The sequence below is a fragment of the Roseibium sp. MMSF_3544 genome (genome assembly GCF_030732845.1).
Classification (GTDB): domain Bacteria; phylum Pseudomonadota; class Alphaproteobacteria; order Rhizobiales; family Stappiaceae; genus Roseibium.
Genome location: NZ_JASHKA010000014.1, coordinates 104,251 through 123,218 on the forward strand (window position 1 = coordinate 104,251; position 18,968 = coordinate 123,218).

At 59.5% G+C, this 18,968-nt stretch carries 11 protein-coding genes and 2 pseudogenes; 1 reads left to right on the plus strand and 12 read right to left on the minus strand.

The genetic code is table 11. The features are described 5' to 3' along the window. Positions 1-45: 45 nt before the first annotated feature. Both RBB47_RS19860 and RBB47_RS19865 read right to left on the minus strand, forming a co-directional pair. Positions 46-849 (minus strand): annotated as a pseudogene (locus tag RBB47_RS19860) (PP2C family protein-serine/threonine phosphatase); the annotation flags it as partial. A 144-nt stretch (positions 850-993) separates the two neighbouring features. After that, positions 994-1,608, minus strand: a pseudogene (locus RBB47_RS19865) (DUF3365 domain-containing protein); the annotation flags it as partial. 253 nt (positions 1,609-1,861) lie between these two features. On the opposite strand from RBB47_RS19865, the gene RBB47_RS19870 reads away from it, so the two are divergent. Then, the gene (locus RBB47_RS19870) at positions 1,862-2,230 is read left to right on the plus strand and encodes a hypothetical protein (RefSeq protein ID WP_305987621.1); all 369 of its coding nucleotides are present in this window, start codon (positions 1,862-1,864) and stop codon (positions 2,228-2,230) included. Here the strand turns inward: RBB47_RS19870 and RBB47_RS19875 are convergent. The 10 genes from RBB47_RS19875 to RBB47_RS19920 form a co-directional block, all read right to left on the minus strand. Beyond that, a complete protein-coding gene (locus RBB47_RS19875; protein ID WP_305987622.1) occupies positions 2,227-3,519 on the minus strand; it encodes an Hsp70 family protein in 1,293 nt (430 codons plus the stop codon). The genes RBB47_RS19870 and RBB47_RS19875 overlap by 4 nt on opposite strands. A gap of 172 nt (positions 3,520-3,691) precedes the next feature. Further along, a complete protein-coding gene (locus RBB47_RS19880; RefSeq protein ID WP_305987623.1) occupies positions 3,692-4,723 on the minus strand; it encodes a GlxA family transcriptional regulator in 1,032 nt (343 codons plus the stop codon). A 19-nt stretch (positions 4,724-4,742) separates the two neighbouring features. Then, complete coding sequence (locus RBB47_RS19885) at positions 4,743-5,654, minus strand: DmsC/YnfH family molybdoenzyme membrane anchor subunit (protein WP_305987624.1); 912 nt, start codon at positions 5,652-5,654, stop codon at positions 4,743-4,745. Further along, a complete protein-coding gene (locus RBB47_RS19890) occupies positions 5,654-6,403 on the minus strand; it encodes a 4Fe-4S dicluster domain-containing protein (RefSeq protein WP_305987625.1) in 750 nt (249 codons plus the stop codon). Before RBB47_RS19890 ends, RBB47_RS19885 begins: the two co-directional genes overlap by 1 nt. Continuing rightward, positions 6,400-9,216, minus strand: a complete 2,817-nt coding sequence (locus tag RBB47_RS19895) for a molybdopterin oxidoreductase family protein (protein WP_305987672.1) — start codon at positions 9,214-9,216, stop codon at positions 6,400-6,402. The genes RBB47_RS19890 and RBB47_RS19895 overlap by 4 nt, the downstream gene beginning before the upstream one ends. After that, a complete protein-coding gene (locus RBB47_RS19900; protein WP_305987626.1) occupies positions 9,213-10,361 on the minus strand; it encodes an acetate/propionate family kinase in 1,149 nt (382 codons plus the stop codon). Before RBB47_RS19900 ends, RBB47_RS19895 begins: the two co-directional genes overlap by 4 nt. Positions 10,362-10,380: 19 nt before the next feature. Continuing rightward, positions 10,381-12,159, minus strand: a complete 1,779-nt coding sequence (gene xsc, locus RBB47_RS19905) for a sulfoacetaldehyde acetyltransferase (protein ID WP_305987627.1) — start codon at positions 12,157-12,159, stop codon at positions 10,381-10,383. Between the two features lie 262 nt (positions 12,160-12,421). Next, a complete protein-coding gene (locus tag RBB47_RS19910; protein WP_305987628.1) occupies positions 12,422-14,863 on the minus strand; it encodes an FAD-dependent oxidoreductase in 2,442 nt (813 codons plus the stop codon). A 42-nt stretch (positions 14,864-14,905) separates the two neighbouring features. After that, positions 14,906-16,456 carry a trimethylamine methyltransferase family protein gene (locus tag RBB47_RS19915; protein WP_305987629.1) on the minus strand — a complete coding sequence of 517 codons (1,551 nt, stop codon included), beginning with the start codon at positions 16,454-16,456 and terminating at the stop codon, positions 14,906-14,908. 54 nt (positions 16,457-16,510) lie between these two features. After that, a complete protein-coding gene (locus RBB47_RS19920; RefSeq protein ID WP_305987630.1) occupies positions 16,511-18,952 on the minus strand; it encodes an FAD-dependent oxidoreductase in 2,442 nt (813 codons plus the stop codon). Between the last annotated feature and the right edge of the window lie 16 nt (positions 18,953-18,968).

The following is an 18,968-nucleotide window of genomic DNA, read 5'->3' on the forward strand; positions in this document are numbered from 1 at the left end:
CGCCTCCGGACGCCGCATGGAACGGTGTCCGGAGGCATCTGTTTCTCAGGTATGGCGGATTACCAGCAAGGTGATGTCGTCATGTACGGTCTGGCTGCCGATGTGGTTTTTCACGTCGGCGATGATGCCCTTGAGGACCTGGGATGCCTGTGGCGCGGCGTTGCGGCGGGCACTCTCGACAAGCCGGTCCATGCCATAAAGTGCACCGTCCGGGCTTTCTGCTTCCGTCACGCCGTCGGTATAGAGAATGATCAGGTCGCCGGGTCCGAAGGGAACGTCCTTTGTTTCGATGAAGGGCGCGATGTCTTCGTCCAGGCCGATTGGAAAGCCGAGATCAACGGTGTCGATGATTTCGCATTTTCCATCTTCGCGCAGCACGATCAGCTCCTCATGCTGGCCGGAGAGCGTCACCTTGTCATGGTCGAAATCGAGGAAGGACAGGGTCAGGTGCTTGTCCGTCTTGGTGCGCTTGATGTTCCGGCAAATGGCGCTGTTCAAGGACACCAGAAACTGCCGAGGGTCCGTCGGGCCGCGTTCCTGCAGTGCCACGGCGATCGACTGCACCATCAACATCAGCACGCCGCTCTCAAGACCGTGCCCCGTCACGTCGCCGATCCCGATCTTGATTCGGCCATCCAGTTGCAGGACGTCATAATAGTCACCGCCGACTTCGTCCGCAGGTTCCATGAAGGCAGCGATTTCAAGCTCGTGAATGCCGCCCAGTTCGTCCTTGGTCGGCAGAACCATCATCTGGATCTGGCGGGCGACCTCGATCTCCGCACCGAGCCTCAGGTTTTCCGACGTCAGCTGTTCATTGAGATGCGCGATTTCCGTATTGGCCTGCTCCAGGTTTACATTCATCTTGTGGAACCGGGTTGCCTGGTGCCATTGAAGACCCGTGACGGCTGCGCCGATGGCGCCGGCGCCGGCAAAGTACATCAGTAGAAACTTGAAAGACCAAAGGTTGGTCGCGATGGGCTGGCTGATCGTGATCGCCTGGATGCCCCGGATGTCACCGACATTCCAGTCCGTCTTGGGGCTTTCGGGATGCGAGTTGTGACAGGAGACGCACGCTTCGCCCAGGAACACAGGCGAGGCGATCTGAATGCTTCGGTCGAAGATCGAGCCCTCGTAGCCGATTGCAAGGTCGGCGGGATCACGGGTTTTCCGGAAGTCTTCAAGCGCCTGTTTTTCGAAATCGTTCAGATCATGCGATTCCCGTTCTTCGAACGGCAGGTCGGACACGAACCTGTATTGCAGGTTCCGGCCTTCACCACCGACAACCTGGCCGAGCTCGATGGAGAGCGTCGCCGGAATGGGAATGCCGCCTGGCGTTTCGTCATAATCGTGGGTCGGAATAATGTCTCCGTCGCTCGACAGAACCCGTCCCACGACATTCTGGGAGTAGTAGTTTCTGATCTCACTGATGGCGTCGTCCAGATCGAGGGCCTGGGACTTCAAAGACGTATCCGAAATCGCTCTGAGATCCAGCCAGACGGCGACTGGCAGCAGCGCAAGGCCGAGCAATATCAGCAGAAGAAAGACAAAGGGGCGTTCGATCAGCTTGAGCCAGAATCTGTCGACACGGCGGTGTTCAATCTGCTGCATTCTTGTTCCTGATTCGACTTACTGTCGGGCAAACCTATAGGTTGTGGGGCGCAATATCGGAATACCTTTACGTTGTCTGCATTATGGTATCCGATTGCAGCACTTGCTACATCCCTGCGGGAAAATTTCAACGCTGTTATGAATGATCGGTTATTGGGAGAAGGTGGCGACACGAAGGTAATGATACGCAACCTATCTGGCGCAGTATCTTGAGACAAAAGTCGACCAAAATTGAACGAGTTGGAATAACACCATGTCTGCGCATGAGTTTAAAAGCGAAAACAAGACAATTTCTGGCCGCGAGTTTCAGTTTTGGCACTTTAACGTAAGCCACGGATCTTTGCTTGTCAGAAGCCCTAAATCCAGTGCATTCAAATCAAACGTTGATCTGATTTTTGCCGGCGTCGAATTTGTTTCTCTCCCAAGGTACTTGAATGAAATTACAATGGATTGGGCCTCGTTTGAGGAACTTGAGCTGATTGGAAATCAGCTTGCGTCGCAGCTTGAACCATCTTCAAAGGCGTATGTGATACAAGACCAATTCGCGAGGCATCTAATTGTGGCGGTTGGCTTTAAGCTAGAAACGAATGAGCGAGATTTTATAGATACAGGTTTCGGCTAAGCCGCGATCACCCAACCACCGGCATCTTCTCGTGCACCGATTAGGGCAAGACCGTTGGCGACAGACGTCAACTCGTTGCCACCGGAAATCTTCTCGGTTCCGAACCGGTTGGCAAACTGACGGCGGACGGCAGGGACGAAAGACGTGCCGCCTGTCATGAACACCCGGTCGATATCGGTCTCGGCAATCGCTGCCTTTTGAAGGGTGGCATCGAGCGCCTTGTCCATCTTGGCAAGATCTCCGGCAATCCAGGCTTCGAAATCGGACCGTGGAACGGAGGCGCGGAAATCCGACCCGAGTGGTGCAAAGGAAAACTCCGCTTCGTCTTCGGAAGACAGAAGCGCCTTTGTCTCCGATACCGACTTGTAGAGTGGATAGCCTTGGTCTTCCTCGACGAGTTCGACAAACAGCTCGATCTTCTCCGGCTCCAGGCACCAGCGCAGCAGCTTTTTCATTTCCTTGAAATCGTCCGAGGTCTTGAAGATCGACAACATGTGCCAGCGGGCGAAGTTGGAAAAGAGATTGGGTGGGATCTCAAGGACCTTGCCCATGCTTTTGTAACTCGATCCTTTGCCGAGTTTGGGCAGGACGACATTGTCGATGATGCGGTAGTCGAACGTGTCACCGGCAACGCCGATGCCGCCACGCCCGAGCGGCGTCGCCTTCAAGTGTCCGGCCGCAGTCTCGAAGCGCATGATGGAATAGTCTGTCGTGCCGCCGCCAAGATCGGCGACCAGTATCGTGGTGTCCCGTTCGAGCGACTGGGCATAGGAAAAGGCCGCGCCGACCGGCTCCATCACGAACAGGATGTCCTCAAAGCCAACCTTGCGAAACGCCTTGCGATACCGCTCCATGGCCAGATTTTCGTCCGGATTATGGCCGGCAAACTCCACCGGACGTCCAACGACAAGGCGGGTTGTCGACGGATCGAAAGTGGTTCCGGCACGCTCGAACGCGCAGCGCAGAAACGTTGCCATCAGGTCTTCAAACTCGAACCGGACACCGTAGACGCCCGTTCCCTTGAAAACGCGGCTGGCGGCAAAGGTTTTCAGTGACTGGATGAAACGCACATCACCAAAGCTTTCCAGAAATTGCCGGATCGCCCAGGGACCGACTTCCGGGTGAAGCGCTCTGGCAGCGCCGCGATCAAGAAAGCTCAGGACCGTGGGAAGCGATGTAAAGGCATCATCCCTGTCCTTGAACCGGACCGGCTCAGTCGCAGCAGCACCGGTCGCCGCCACCGCGACCGTGTTTGAGGTTCCGAAATCAAGTCCGATCGTGTCAGTCATTTCAGCTGTCCTCATGATGCGACGTGCAATCGACCCGCGATCCGAAAGGGGCAGTTCGGGCAGGCGAATTTCAGTCTGGAATCAGGAATGGCCGCGCTGAATACGGGCTATTGATCGGAAATGCAAGCTGGAAGGGGATATTTTCGCGACGGATCACCGCGAGCCGCCAATATCAGTGGTGCTCGAGTATCTGGTTGTCGTCCGAGACGTCCTTGGCAACAGGCGTGCGGACCACCGGAGGCGTAACGCGGGTTTTCTTGCGCCGCTCTGTCGGGGAAAACCCGAACTTCTCCCGGTAGACGCTCGCAAAATGGGCCTGGTCGACGAACCCGGTTGAGAACGCGACCTGTGCGACGGCCATCCGGGTCTTGCGCAGCAGCTCGTCTGCCTTGTGGAGCCGGATGTCCATGTAGCAGCGCATCACGCTGATCCCGAGATCGGACTTGAAGTTGCGCTGCAGCTTGCGTGAACTGACACCGGCCAGCATCGCGATCTGATCGAGCGTCAACAGGTCGGTGACATGGCTTTCCATGAGTTCTACAGCCGCTGCGACACAGCTGTTCAGGCTGCTGTTGCTGCCAAGATATCGAGAGCGCAGCGGCTCGTCCGCACCGCGCATTCCCGTATGAACGAGCCAGTCGCTGACCGTCGTTGCAAGTTCTGCCCCGAGTTCCGACTTTACCAGCGCAAGCATCATGTCCAAGGAGGCGACGCCGCCGGCACAAGTGTAGCGGTTGCGGTCGATTACAAAGATGCGTCTTTCAAGGAAGTAGCCGTCGGAGAGTGCGTTCAGCTCTTCGAAATACTCCCAGTGCACCGTGAACCGCCGGTCCTCCATGAGACCAGCCTTGGCAAGCAGCGCGCCCCCGGCCGAAATTCCGCCAAGAGCAACCCCATGTGCCGCAAGCCTGCGAAGCTGGGCGTAAAGCGCGGTGTCGTCGGTGTCCGGCAATGTGCCGCCAGCAACAACGAACAGAATGTCGACCTGATTGCTCAGAATCCCGAGCGGCTCGGTTTCGAAATGGGCGCCGCACGAGGCGCGCACCTTTCCGGCATTCTGCGAGAAAAAGCTGAAACTGAAATGGTCTTTCCCGCTAAGCAGGTTCGCAGACCGAAGGGGTTCGACCGCCGAGGCGATCGACATCAGGCCATAGCCCTCGATCAGCAAAAATCCTATTTTCCGGCGCTTTGTCTCGCTCTTCATTCCCGTACCTTAAGAGGATTCAGCGAGAGTGGCTAGGTTGATAGGGAGCTTCGGTGGCGGTTCGGCCATAGTAAAGACTGACCACGTGCTCTGCTTCGGCAAAAAACAGCCAACGGGAGGCGAAGGCGCCGACGAGATAAAACAGCGTCGCGATTGCTGCGGTAAAAGGGTTCGTCGGCAACAGTGCCACGAGCACGAGCGGCACCACGATCATGGCCCCGAAAGCGATAATGCGCAGCTTTTGTGCGTGCTTGCGCCCGACTACGTGAACCATTTCCTTCAACAGGTAGTTTGAGCCTGTGTGAGGTGGTTCGAACAGCCTTGCCTTGCCGCGATCGCCAAGACCTGTTGCCGTTTCGATTGTATGACCGCGCTCCGCAAAGCGGCGGTCCCCCAGAACCCACTGCAATACCTGAACGGCACCGGCAACAAGCAGGAGTACGAGAGCGGCAGCAGTCTGCTGGGCAAGAATAGCGCCGCCTGCAAGCGACAGCGTCAGAAGGTGAAGCGGGGTCAGCCAGTGATTCCAGCGCGGCACGGTTTTAAGTTGCGCATAGATCATCGCCGTCGCGATCACGGTCGCAAGTGACAGAAGACCACCGAGCCAGCCGAGCACTGCAATCGTGACGCCGAAAAAGACTGCTGCAAAAGCATAGATCCCGAGCACAATCAGTGCCGCTGTGGAAAGGCAGGCTTCGCGGGAAAGCCAACTCGTCTGCCATTGGGTAAAGGCTTTCAGGGCGCGCTGGGGATTGCCGAGGTGGAAGGTGGATGCCACCAGACCGCCGACGGCAAGGCCGAAGCCGATCGCGAAATAGAAGAATGCTGCCCAGCCGGTGACCGCAGGTAATCCGAACCCGAGAAAGGTCAAAAGGCCGAACCCAAGCCCGGACAGGACCGTGAAAATGATGACTGAGGGGGCCGGATGCATCAGAGCGCCTCCAGTTTCTTGTCGAGCCAGGCAAGGAAACCCTTGGGCTCCTCGCAAACGGGCTCAAGCAGCGGTGAAAGGACATCCATGTCCTGCATCTGGTCCTTCGGCCTGGGCGGCAGGTATTTGTTAACCGGCTTGGTGCCTTGTTCCGGCATCAGGTCGATACCGCCGCGCTCGGCAACAAGCTTTGAAACGTTGCTGTTCGGGTCGGCGAAGTCGCCGAAGTGACGGGCACCTGCAGGACACGTGCGCACACAGGCCGGCACGCGGTCCTCTTCCGGCAGGTTGTCATTGTAGATCCTGTCGACGCAGAGCGTGCATTTCTTCATCACGCCGGCTGCCGCGTCCAGTTCGCGTGCGCCATAAGGGCAGGCCCAGGCACACAGGCCGCAGCCGATACAGGCGTCCTCGTTGACCAGAACAATGCCGTCCTCGGAGCGCTTGTAGCTCGCCCCCGTCGGACACACCGTGACACAGGGCGCGTCGTCGCAATGAAGACAGGATTTGGGGAAGTGCACCGTCTGGCTGCAGCCTCCGCCCTTGGGTTCCACCTCATAGCTGTGGATCCGGTTGAGGAAGGTCCCCACGGGGTCGGCGCCATAGGCATCCTCATCACTGAGCGGAACGCCGTAATTCTCCGTGTTCCAGCCCTTGCAGGCGGTGACGCAGGCATGACAACCGACACACGTGTCAAGATCGATGACGAGGCCGAGTTTCTTGTCCGTCGTTTCGGGCAACTGGGTCATGACGTCACCTTCTGGCGCACAATGGCCGGCCCTTTGCCGACGGGTGATTTCAAAGCATCGAACTCCGGCTGGCTCTCGTCTGGCGGAGGTGCCTTCTCGATGCGGACCCTGAGATCGAACCACGCGGCCTGGCCGGTCACCGGGTCGGAGTTGGACCACCTGAGGCCGTCGCCCTTGGGCGGCAACAATTCGTGGATCAGGTGGTTGAGCAGGAACCCGCGGGTTGCCTCGGGTGCATGTTCATCCAGTGCCCAGGCGCCCTTGCGTTTGCCGATGGCGTTCCACGTCCAGACAGTGTTCTCGTTGAGCCCGGCCATGTGGGCAACCGGCACGGTGATTTCGCCATGAACCGAGGTGACCTTCGCCCAGTCGCCGTCCTTGAATCCGTTCTCCTGCCAGATCTTCGTCGGGACATAGAGCGGGTTTTGCCCGTGAATCTGCCGCAGCCACGCATTCTGGCTGCCCCATGAATGGTACATGGCCATCGGACGTTGCGTGAGGGCGTGGACGGGGTAGGCATCCGTGTCAACCGCAGCATCCTCAAGCGGTGCGTACCAGATCGGGAAGGGATCGAGGCGATCGATGATCTGCTGGCGCAGATGATCCGGTGGCTGCCGGTCGCCGTGCCCTTCCGCGGCGAGCTGCAGCCGGCGCAGAGGCTCCACATAAAGCTGGAAGAGATAAGGCTGCGGCTTGTCGTAAAAGCCCAGTCCGACCGCCCAATCCTGATAGCCCGCGTTCCAGGGCTTGTAGAAAGCAGCCTCAGGCGGCACGTGTTCGACAAAGAAACTGCCGTTCTCGATATAGCGCTGCAGCTGGTTCGGGTTGACTTCGCCGCGACCCGTATCCGTTCCATTGCCCCGGAAACCGGCAAGAGGTCCGATGCCCGGACGCCGCTGGTGGTTGACCATGTAGTCGGCGTAATCCTTGTAAAGCGGATCGCCGTTCTCGTCGGTAAAGCCGGGAAGTTTCAGACGGGCGCCCAGATCCACCAGAACCGACTGAAAGCCCCGGACATCGCGGTCCGGTTCAACCACAGGCCAGCGGATCGCATCTGCCGCCGCGTCCGCTTCACAAATGGGACGGTCCAGCAGGGAAATGCAGTCGTAGCGTTCCAGATAGGTCGTGTCGGGCAGGATCAGGTCCGCATAGGCGACCATCTCGGAAGAATAGGCATCGGAATAGATGATGCGCGGGATGACATAGTCACCGTTTTCATCCTTGTCCGTCAGCATCTCCATGACGCCGCGGGTGTTCATCGACGAGTTCCAGGACATGTTGGCCATGTAAAGAAACAGCGCATCGATCTTGTAGGGATCACCCGCATGGGCGTTCGAAATGACCATGTGCATCAGCCCGTGGGCCGACAGCGGGTTCTCCCAGGTGAACGCCTTGTCGATACGTGCCGGCGAACCGTCTTCCTTCAGAGCCAGATCCGCCGGTCCACGCACAAAGCCAAGATGCGGCCCGTCCAGCGGACAGTCCGGTTTGGAATGGCAATGCGGGGTCGGATGCGCTTCAACCGGTTTCGGGTAGGGCGGCTTGAAGCGGAACCCGCCAGGCACTTCAACCGTGCCGAGGAGAATCTGCAAGATGTGCAGCGACCGGCAGGTCTGAAAACCGTTCGAATGCGCCGAGATCCCGCGCATGGCATGGAAACTGACCGGGCGGCCAAGCATCTTTTCGTGTCGGTTTCCACGGAAATCCGTCCACGGCTGGTCAAGTTCGAACGCTTCTTCGAAAGCAACCCTGGCAAGCTCCGCAGCGATCGCCTTGATGCGTCCGGCACTGACACCGCAGCGCTCGGCAACTGCTTCAGGGCTGTAGTCGTCCGAAAGGTAGCGGTCGGCCAGATGCTGGAAGACGGTCTTATGAGACACACCATCAATGTCGATCTGCGCGGCAAGGTCGGGTTTGACACCCTCTTTGTCGAATGGCTGGAGTGTGCCGGTTGCGCGGTCGACCACGAGTGGCTTGTCGTCGCCGTCGCGCAACAAAAGCCCTTCCTCCGCCGTGCCCGTTGCGGCGTTGAGCAGACAAGGCGCATTGGTGAACTGGGCAAGGTAGTCCAGGTCGATCTTGCCGGCCTTCAGAAGAACGTGGATCAGCGCGCAAATGAAAAGGCCGTCCGTACCAGGCGTAATCCCAACCCATTCGTCGGCGATGGCGTTGTAGCCGGACCGGATCGGATTGACGCCGATCACCTTGCCGCGGCGCGCCTTCAGTTTGCCAAGACCCATCTTGATGGGATTGGAGTCATGATCCTCGGCAACGCCGAAGATCATGAAGAGCTTGGTGCGTTCCCAGTCCGGTTGGCCGAATTCCCAGAAGGCACCACCCATGGTGTAAATGCCGGCGGTCGCCATGTTGACCGAACAAAACCCGCCATGAGCCGCATAGTTCGGCGTACCGAAATTCTGTGCCCAGAAACTGGTGAAGCTCTGCGATTGATCGCGGCCGGTAAAGAAAGCGAGCTTTTCAGGGGCGCTTTTGCGGATCGGTTCCAGCCAACTCGTGGCAAGTTCCAGAGCCTCGTCCCAGCTGATCTCCTCGAACTCGCCGGATCCGCGAGGCCCGGTTCGCTTTAGCGGTGCCCGCAGTCGCGACGGCGCGTTCATCTGCATGATGCCGGAAGACCCTTTGGCGCACAGGACACCCTTGTTGACCGGGTGGTCCCTGTTGCCTTCGATGTAGGCGACCTTGCCGTCCTTGAGATGGACATTGATGCCACAGCGGCAGGCGCACATGTAGCAGGTCGTCTTGCGAACCTCGTCCGATACTTTCGGTGACGTCTCGAGCACTGGCTCGTTCATTGCCATCGATGGCCCTCCATAATCGCTTGCGCGCTACTTGCAATCATCCACTCTTCCTCGGCGGGCACGATCCATGCCGTAACCTGCGAGGACGAAGCGTGCAGCTTGCTGGCTCCCGACGCATTTGCGTCGAGGTCGAGATGGACACCGAGCCAGGCCAGACCGTCAAGGATCTTTTTCCGGACAACAGCGTCATTTTCACCGATCCCGCCGGTAAAGGCGACGGCGTCGAGACCGCCCATGGCGGCAATCATCGATCCTGCGTGGCGCACTGCCCAATAGCAGAAATGGTCGATCGCAAATCGCGATCTGTCGGTTCCAAGTGCGTGCAGCTTCCGCATGTCGGATTGTCCACCCAGCCCCAGGAGACCGCTTTCCTTGTTAAGGAGATCCGAAGTGCGGTCAAGGCCATGATCGGCCACCATTTTCAACACCACGTTGGCATCAATGGATCCCGAGCGGGTTCCCATGGTCAGACCCTCAAGCGGCGAATAACCCATCGTTGTCGCAACGGACTTGCCGCCCCGGATAGCACACAGGCTTGCGCCGTTGCCAAGGTGCAGTGCAAGCAAACGCTCCGGCAAGGCATCACCGGAGAGTTCAGGCTGTTTCCGCACCAGGCTTTCATAGGAGATACCGTGAAAGCCGTAACGTTGCAGGCCGCGTTCCAGTTCACTGTCGGGGATCGCATAGCGCCGCGCGAGGTCGGAATTTGTCGCGTGGAATGCCGTATCGAAACTGACGCATTGCGGCAGATCGGGCGCAAGTTCCAAGACCGCGTTGATCGCGGCGAGATTGTGCGGATTGTGCAGGGGCGCAAGCGGCGCGCAGCGCTCGATCTCCGTCAGGACATCAGGTGTGACCAGGCACGGAGCGCGAAGACTGAGGCCGCCATGCACAACGCGGTGCGCGGCGGCCATGAGACTTGAGAGGGAGACACCTGTCTCCCCCAGGGCACGGAAAATTGCGTCAAGTGCCGCGACATGATTTGGAAGCGACATGTCCCGTCTGCGGTCATTCAGGTTCAGACTTGAAGCGCCGCCGATCTCGACGGCGCTTCCAAATGTCTTTTTCGACAAGTCCGCACCAAACAGTGCGAACTTTATCGAAGAGGATCCTGAATTCAGAACAAGTATGTCACCCATCGTGTCTTGAACCGGCCGCTCAACCGACCGCTTGCGGGCGCATGTCCGATTCCGAGATGCCGGCAACCGCAACAGGTTTCTTCATCGCGTCGCGACGGAACGGTTCGCCAAGCTCCTGGTTGATCAACGCCTCGATCAGGGTTGTCTTGCCATGCTTCATTTGGTCTTCGACGGCCTGATCGAGCATCTGGGTCAGCTCGTCCATTGTCCGCGCCTGAACACCCTGCAACCCGCAGGCCTTGGCAATTGCCGCGTAGCTCACCTGTTCATCGAGTTCGGTTCCGACGAAATTGTCGTCGTACCACAGGGTCGAATTGCGCTTCTCTGCGCCCCACTGGTAGTTCCGGAAAACCACCATCGTTATGGCCGGCCATTCGCTGCGGCCGATTGCGGTGAGTTCGGTCACTGCAATCCCGAAGGCACCATCACCTGCGAAACCAACCACAGGCGTGTCCGGGCATCCGATCTTGGCGCCGACAATTGCGGGTAGTCCGTAACCACACGGTCCGAACAGGCCCGGTGCCAGATACTTGCGGCCTTCCTCGAAGCTCGGATAGGCGTTGCCGATGGCGCAGTTGTTGCCGATATCGGAGCTGATGATTGCTTCTTTCGGAAGCGCCGCCTGGATGGCGCGCCATGCCTTGCGCGGGCTGAGCCATTCCGGCTTTGCGGCGCGGGCGCGTTCGTTCCAGGTCGTTCCCGGATCGTCGTCCTCGTGGTCCATGGAGGAAAGCTGCTGTGCCCAGCGGGACTTGGTTTGCGCAATGGTGTGCACACGTTCGTCCCGGCCGTCGTTGCCGGCGCTTGGGGACAGTTTTTCCAAAAGCGCCTCGGCGACTTTCTTTGCATCGCCGACAATGCCGACCGAGACGGGTTTCGTGAGACCGATCCTGTCCGGGTTGATGTCGACCTGAATGATCTTGGCGTCCTTCGGCCAGTAATCGATGCCGTAGCCCGGCAGTGTCGAGAACGGGTTGAGGCGCGTGCCCAGTGCAAGTACGACATCAGCCTGTGCAATCAGTTCCATGCCGGCTTTCGAACCGTTGTATCCGAGCGGTCCGGCAAACAACCTATGAGAGCCCGGGAAAGCGTCGTTGTGCTGATAACCGCAGCAGACCGGAGCATCCAGTTTTTCGGCAAGGTCCATGGAGGCCGGAATTGCGCCGCCGATGACAACACCGGCACCGTTGAGGATCACCGGGAATTTGGCAGTGCTTAGAAGGTCAGCCGCGTCCTGGATTGCTGTCTCTCCACCGGCCGGACGTTCGAAATCAACGATCGCGGGCAGGTTGATGTCGATGACCTGGGTCCAGAAATCGCGCGGCATGTTGATCTGGGCCGGCGCACTGGCGCGCTTGGCCTGCAGGATCACACGGTTCAGCACTTCGGCGACGCGCGTCGGATCGCGAACTTCTTCCTGGTAGGCAACCATGTCCTTGAACAGCGCCATCTGTTCGACTTCCTGGAAACCGCCCTGACCAAGGGTCTTGTTGGCAGCTTGCGGCGTCACCAGAAGAAGCGGCGTGTGGTTCCAGTAGGCGGTCTTTACGGCGGTCACGAAGTTCGTGATGCCGGGCCCGTTTTGCGCGATCATCATGCTGACTTTGCCGGTCGAACGGGTGTACCCGTCCGCCATCATGCCGCCTGAACCTTCATGAGCGCAGTCCCAGAAGGTAATGCCTGCTTTTGGGAACAGATCAGAAATCGGCATGAAGGCGGAGCCGATAATGCCGAACGCGTGTTCAATTCCGTGCGCTTGAAGCACTTTGACAAAAGCTTCCTCGGTCGTCATTTTCATGTCGAATACTCCCGTAAATTCAAGGAAATCTCTACTCGCAGATCCTGCGTTGGGGAGAGATTTAACTCGACTTGCCACCGCCTTCTTAGGGCCAGTTTGCAAAGCTGCATAAAGCCAGATTGAGCTCAATCCAGCTTTTTGCTATCATCTGCCCATTGTTAGCGCAGTTTAAAAATTGAGACAACTGGTCTCAAAAATATTCATTTATGCCTTTTTGGCCCCGGATTCGAGATTCAGTCCCAGAAAAAGCGGTTCCGCAAAATCATACCTTAACGCGTTCCGATTTCGGGTCGTAGAGAGGCTTCAGCGAGGCCTCCGCTTTCACGCGCACACCGGCGACTTCGATTTCATAAGACGAGGACAAGACTTGGTCCGGCTTTTCGCCCGGGCAGGGGACGTAGCCGAGGCCAACGGCGCCGCCAAGTGTGTGGCCATAGTTGCCGCTGCTCAGGAAGCCGACGACGTCTCCGTCGCGAAGGATCGGTTCGGCATGGTAGAGCAGAGGCTCCGGTTCAGTGAGGCGGAACTGAACCAGTCTCTTGTCGAGCCCGGCTTCGCGTTTGCGCAGAACGGCATCGCGGCCAATGAAATCAGGTTTGTCCCGTTTGACGGCAAAGCCGAGGCCTGCCTCAAGCACGTGGTCCTCGCAGGTGATGTCATGTCCGAAGTGCCGGAAGCCCTTTTCGATGCGGCAGGAATCCATCATGTGCATGCCGCACAGTTTGGCGCCGATCTCTTCGCCGGCGTCATGGAGCGTTTCGAAGACATGGGCCGCCATGTCCGACGACACGTAAATTTCCCAGCCAAGTTCACCGACATAGGTCACTCGGTGCGCCCGTGCGAGCGCCATGCCGATCTCAATCTCCTGTGCGGTACCGAAGGGATTGACGGCGTTGGTGAAATCGTTCGGCGAGACTTTCTGCAAAAGCGCGCGTGAGTTTGGGCCCATGACGGCCAGAACCGCTTCGCCCGAAGTCACATCGGTGATCACGACCCGGTAGTCGCCGGTATGGCGCCTGAGCCAGGTCTCGTCCGCAAGGCGTGTTGCGGCCGGTGTGACAACAAGATAGGCGGTTTCCGACAGGCGGGTCACGGTGACATCGGCTTCGATGCCGCCGCGGTTGTTCAGTAGCTGCGTGTAGACGATCTTTCCTACCGGAACGGAATAGTCGCCACCGGCGACGTAGTTCAGGAAAGCTTCGGCATCCGGGCCTTCCACGCGGATCTTGCCGAAGGACGACATGTCGTAGATGCCGACATTCTCGCGCACCGCCATATGCTCGCGCGCGGCGTTTTCGAACCAGTTCTGCCGCTTCCAGGTGTACTGGTATTCGCGTTCCTGGCCTTCATCGGCAAACCAGTTGGCGCGCTCCCACCCGGCAAGCTCGCCGAAAACCGCTCCGTTGGCCTTCAGGTGTTCGTGAAACGGCGTCCGGCGCACGCCTCTTGCGGTCGCCTTCTGGCGATAGGGAAAGTGGTCGGCATAAAGAAGGCCGAGCGTTTCCTTGGAACGTTCGAACAGATAGTGCCGGTTGCCCTGGAAGGGTTGCATTCGTGAGATGTCGACATCGCCGAGGTCGAAAGGCTTTTCGCCTGTGTCCATCCATTCGGACAGCGCCATGCCGGCCCCGCCCGCCGACTGGATGCCGATCGAGTTGAAGCCGGCCGCCACCCAGACATTGTCCATCTCTGGCGCCAGCCCGAGGTGATACGCGTCGTCCGGCGTAAAGCTTTCCGGTCCGTTGAAGAACGTGTGGATGCCGACCTCCGCCAGAAGCGGCAGCCGGTTGACGGCAGCTTCCAGGATCGGTTCGAAGTGGTCGAAGTCCTCCGGCAGCTGATCGAATTCGAAATCGTCCGGAATGCCGTTCATGCCCCAGGGTTTGGCGTTCGGCTCGAAGGCGCCGAGCAGCATCTTGCCGGCATCCTCCTTGTAGTAGGCGCATTCGTCCGGGACGCGCAGAACCGGCATGTGCGTGAGGCCGGGAACGCTGTCGGTGACGATGTAGAAATGCTCGCAGGCATGAAGCGGCACGTTGATCCCCGCCATACGGCCAACCTCGTGTCCCCACATGCCGCCGCAGTTCACGATGTGATCGCATTCGATGACACCCGAGCCTTCCGCGGACTGCCACTCGACCCCGGTAACGCGCCGCCCGGATTTCTGCAGCCCGGTGACCTTCGTGCGTTCCAGCACCTTGGCACCGCCCATACGGGCGCCTTTCGCCAGTGCAAGTGCGACGTTTGCAGGGTCGCCCTGACCGTCAAGCGGCAGGTAGACACCGGCAACCACACCTTCCGTGTTGAGGTGTTCGTAGCGCGCCTTGACCTCATCGGGTGTGATTTCCTCCACTTCGACACCGAAGGCCCGCGCCATGGAGGCCTGACGGAAGATCTCCTCCTTGCGTTCTTCCGTCAGTGCGACGGTGATCGAACCGCAACGGCGAAACCCGGTTGCCACTTCCGTTTCCGCTTCCAGTTTGCCGTAGAGCTCCTGACTGTATTTGGCGAGACGCGTCATGTTCTCTGTCGCGCGCAACTGTGCGATCAGGCCGGCGGCATGCCAGGTGGTGCCCGAGGTCAGTTGCTTGCGTTCCAGGAGGACAACATCGGTCCAACCCTTTTTTGTCAGGTGATAGGCGACGGAACATCCGACAACGCCTCCGCCGATGATGACGACGCGGGCTTTTGATGGAGGTGTCACTTTAAGCTCTTTCTGTTCTTGATCAGGTGGATAGGGTTGAAATCACGGTCGGGTCAGCTCAGCCAGCGGTTGGGCTGCGCGAAGCGCGGCTTCGGTTGCCTCGTCGAATGTGTGGCCGTCCGCCGACAGGATCTGGTTTATTTTTTCCTGGGCACTGTCGAGCAGCAGCGGCCGGCCACGCTCTTCCCATTCTTTCGGGCTCGTGCGATCGGCAAGGTCGGGATAGATGTATTCGCTCTGCATCAGCTGTAGCGTCTGGTCGTGCCCAAGGTAGTGACCGGGGCCGTCGAGGACGACGGACCGGATGACGTCGATATCGACGAATTCGTCCTTGACCTCGATCCCGCGCACACAGCGCAGAACCTGGCCGAGCATGTCATTGCCGAGCACCAGCGATTCCTTGCAGAAGCCCAGCAGCGAAGCGTGCATGCCGACGGCCTCGTAGACCATGTTGAGGCCGGACAGTCCTGCCATGACATTACTGATGCCCTGTTCCCATCCGGCCTGCATGTCGGGAAGCTTGCTGTCGGCGATGCCCGCAGCGGCGCCACCCGGAAGACCGTAGAAGTGATGCATCTGCGCGCAGGCGGAACTGAGCAGAGCCTGTTCCCCGCTGCCGCCGGACATGGCCCCGGTACGCAGGTCGCTGACAAAGGGCCATGTCCCGAACATCGCCGTATGACCGGGTTTGATCGCATTGACGTAGACCACCCCTGCAAGACATTCAGCGACCGCCTGAACCACTGCGGTTGCGATCGGCGCAGGGGCGGTTGCCCCGGCTTGGCCGGCAGACAGAAGCAGCACCGGCATTCCGGCATGAATGCAGGCTTCCATCACTTCGCAGCTCTCTTCCGCAAAGGTGAGCGGCGGGACCACGAAACAGTTGCTGTTCGAGACGAACGGGCGTTCGCGCCAGGCGTCTTCGCCTCCCGCCATCAGGTGCAAAAGCTCCATCGCCGGAGCCACGTTGGCAGCCTCCGTGAAGGACGTGCCGATATGTTTCGTTGTTCCGGCGCAGGCGGCATAGACGGTATTGACGTCGAGATCGCGCGGCGACTCGAATTCACGGCAGACGACAGGGCGCTGGAAAAAGTGAACATTGTCCAGCTGCTGCACCAGGCGCGCGATGTCGTACATGTCCTGGACATTCGGGTTGCGGTAGTCCCCCGATTTGGGATCCACGATGTGCACCGCGGCGCCTGCAGTGCCGAAATGCACATTCTTTCCGGACAGATGCAGATCGAATTTCGGATCTCTTGCCTTGAGGGTCATGTCGCGGGCAGCCTTGGCCAGCATGTCCTCGACCAGTGCGCGCGGAAAGCGGATGCGTCCGTCGTCGCCCTCGATCGCCCCGGCACCTGTCAGAATGGCTCTTCCCGATGGGGGCGCGGATGCAAATCCGATGACTTCAAGCGCCTGTAGGGCGGCTTCATGAATGCGCTGGACGTCCGCTTCCTTCAGGACCTGGTAGAAGCCTCCGGGCATGCCCGGCCGAACCGGCCGGACCGCCTCATCCAGCGGCCTTGAACGGGCCGCTGTGCGGGCCGAACGGCCCCCAGCGCGACGGCGTTGTTTCACTTCAGCTCCGCTCATGCAATCTCCTCCCAAATCATGCCGGCAGGTTTCGCTTGGTATGCATCGATCCCGTCAGGCTCGAAGCCGCTCGTTTTCAGGGTCCCACAGCGGCTGATCCGCCTGCACGACCGCCTTGTGCTTCTGACCGTAGACTTCAAGTTCGAGCTCGGTTCCGGGCTCATCCAGTCCCTTGCGCACCACGCCGAGCGCGATGCAGGCGTTCACCCGGTAGCCCCAGTCGCAGGAAGTGATTTCCCCGACGATTTCGCCGTCCTTTAACAGGCTGGACATATACGGCGCATCATGGTCGCCTGCGTCCACGACGAGGGTAACGAAGCCCTTTGCAGACCCTTGTTGCTTCTCGATCATGAGCGGTTGCTTGCCCGGGAAGTCCTGTGGCTTGTCCAGTTTGACGAAGCGGCCGAGCCCGCTCTCGAACAAGGAATAGTCGGTCGAAAGATCGCCCTTCCAGGTCCGGTAGCCTTTCTCGATCCGTAGTGCGTTGAGGGCGAACATGCCGAACGGTTTCGCGCCCGCTTCCAGGATCGCCGCATAGATCGCGGGAATGTCGTCTACGGCCGCATGCACTTCCCAGCCCAGTTCACCGGTGAAGGAGACGCGCACCAGCATGGCGGGCTTTCCTGCGACGGTCGTCTGCTGATGGGTCAGCCAGCCAAGCGACAGATCCGCGTCGGTCAGCCCCTGGAACAACTCGCGGGATTTCGGTCCGGCGACGATCAGTGTCGTCATCTCGGTTGTGCGGTCCGTAAGCGTCAGCCCCTCGGGCAGGTCCGACTTCAGCAGATCGCGATCATGCCATTGTGCGACGGCGGCCGTGATCAGTGTGAAGTCGTCTTCACCGTGCCGGATAAGGGACATTTCGGTGAGGACGCGCCCGCGGTGGTCCGGGAAATATCCGAGGTTCATGCGGCCTGCCTTGGGCAACCCGCCGGCAATCTTCCCGCGCAGCCACTCGGCGGCACCTTCGCCGGTCAGGCTGAAGCGGGAGAAGCCGCACAAGTCGAGCACGCCAACGCCATCGCGGACGGCTTCGCATTCTTCCTTGATGCGCGGTTGCCACGGACCGGAGCGCGACCAGGTCTGTGTGGCCGCTTCGGATGTGTCGTCACCTTCCTTGGCGAACCAGTTGGCGCGTTCCCAGCCGTTGAACGCCCCCATCTGTCCGCCGAGCTCGACGATTTTGGCATGATTTGGCGACAGTTTGCGGTCACGGCCAGCAGGCCAGCTGTGATGCGGGAAGTGCATTGCATATTCATGGCCGTAGACTTCCATGGCCTTGTCGATGCAGTACTGCTTGTCCGTGTAGTCGGTGTAGCGGCGCGGATCGACGGCCCACATGTCCCATTCGGTGCAGCCATGCATGATCCACTCGGCCGCGACCTTGCCTGCGCCGCCGCCCTGGGCGATGCCGAAGGTGAAGGTGTGTGCCTCGAAGGCGTTGGGGACGCCCGGCATCGGGCCGATCATGGGCAGGCCATCCGGCGCATAGGGAATGGGGCCGTTGATGTTGCGGCTGACACCTTGCGTCCCGAGCAGCGGCACACGTGCCATTGCGTCCTCGATGTACCATTCCAGCCGGTCCAGATCGTCGGGATAGAGCTGGAAGCTGAAGTCGTCCGGCATCGGGTCGTCGGCTCTGGTCCAGGCGGACTGGCAGTTGCGCTCGTAGGGGCCGAGATTGAAGCCGGTTGTTTCCTGGCGCAGGTAGTAGGACGTGTCCACGTCCCTGAGCAGCGGCAGCTTGCGTCCGTTCTTCTCGCTCCATTCGGCGACCTCGGGCACCGGTTCGGTCAGGAAATACTGGTGACTCATGACGGCAAGCGGCACCTTCCTGCCGCCGAACGGCAGGAACCACTCGCCGACGCGTTCCGCATAATAGCCTGCGGCATTGACCACGTATTCGCAGCGGATATCGCCTTTTTCCGTGTGCACGATCCATTCGCCGTTCTCGCGGCTGACGCCGGTGGCCGGGGTGAACCGCAGGATCTTGCCGCCATGCGACCGCGCCCCCTTGGCGAGCGCCTGGGTGACCTGCGCCGGGTCGATATCCCCGTCGAGCGGGTCCCAAAGACCACCCTCAAGATCGTGGATTTCCAGGAACGGATAGCGTTCCTGCATCTGCTGCGGCGTGCACATTTCCATGTCCACGCCCATGTGGCGGCCCATACCGGCCACGTACTCGAATTCCCGCATGCGCTCTTGCGTGTGTGCAAGTCGGAGCGAGCCGCTGACGTGATAGTTGAGCGGATAGTCGACTTCGTCGGCCAGACCCCGGTAAAGCTCCAGCGAATAGCGCTGTATGTTCATCACGCCATAGCTGGCGGAAAAGGTCGGGCAGTTGCCGGCCGCGTGCCAGGTTGACCCGGCGGTGAGCTCGTTCTTTTCCAGGAGCACGCAGTCAGACCAGCCATTTTTCGCCAGATGATAAAGTGTGGAGACACCAACCACACCACCGCCGATGATGACGACACGCGCTGTTGAGGGAACGGACATTCTTCGGCTTTCCTTC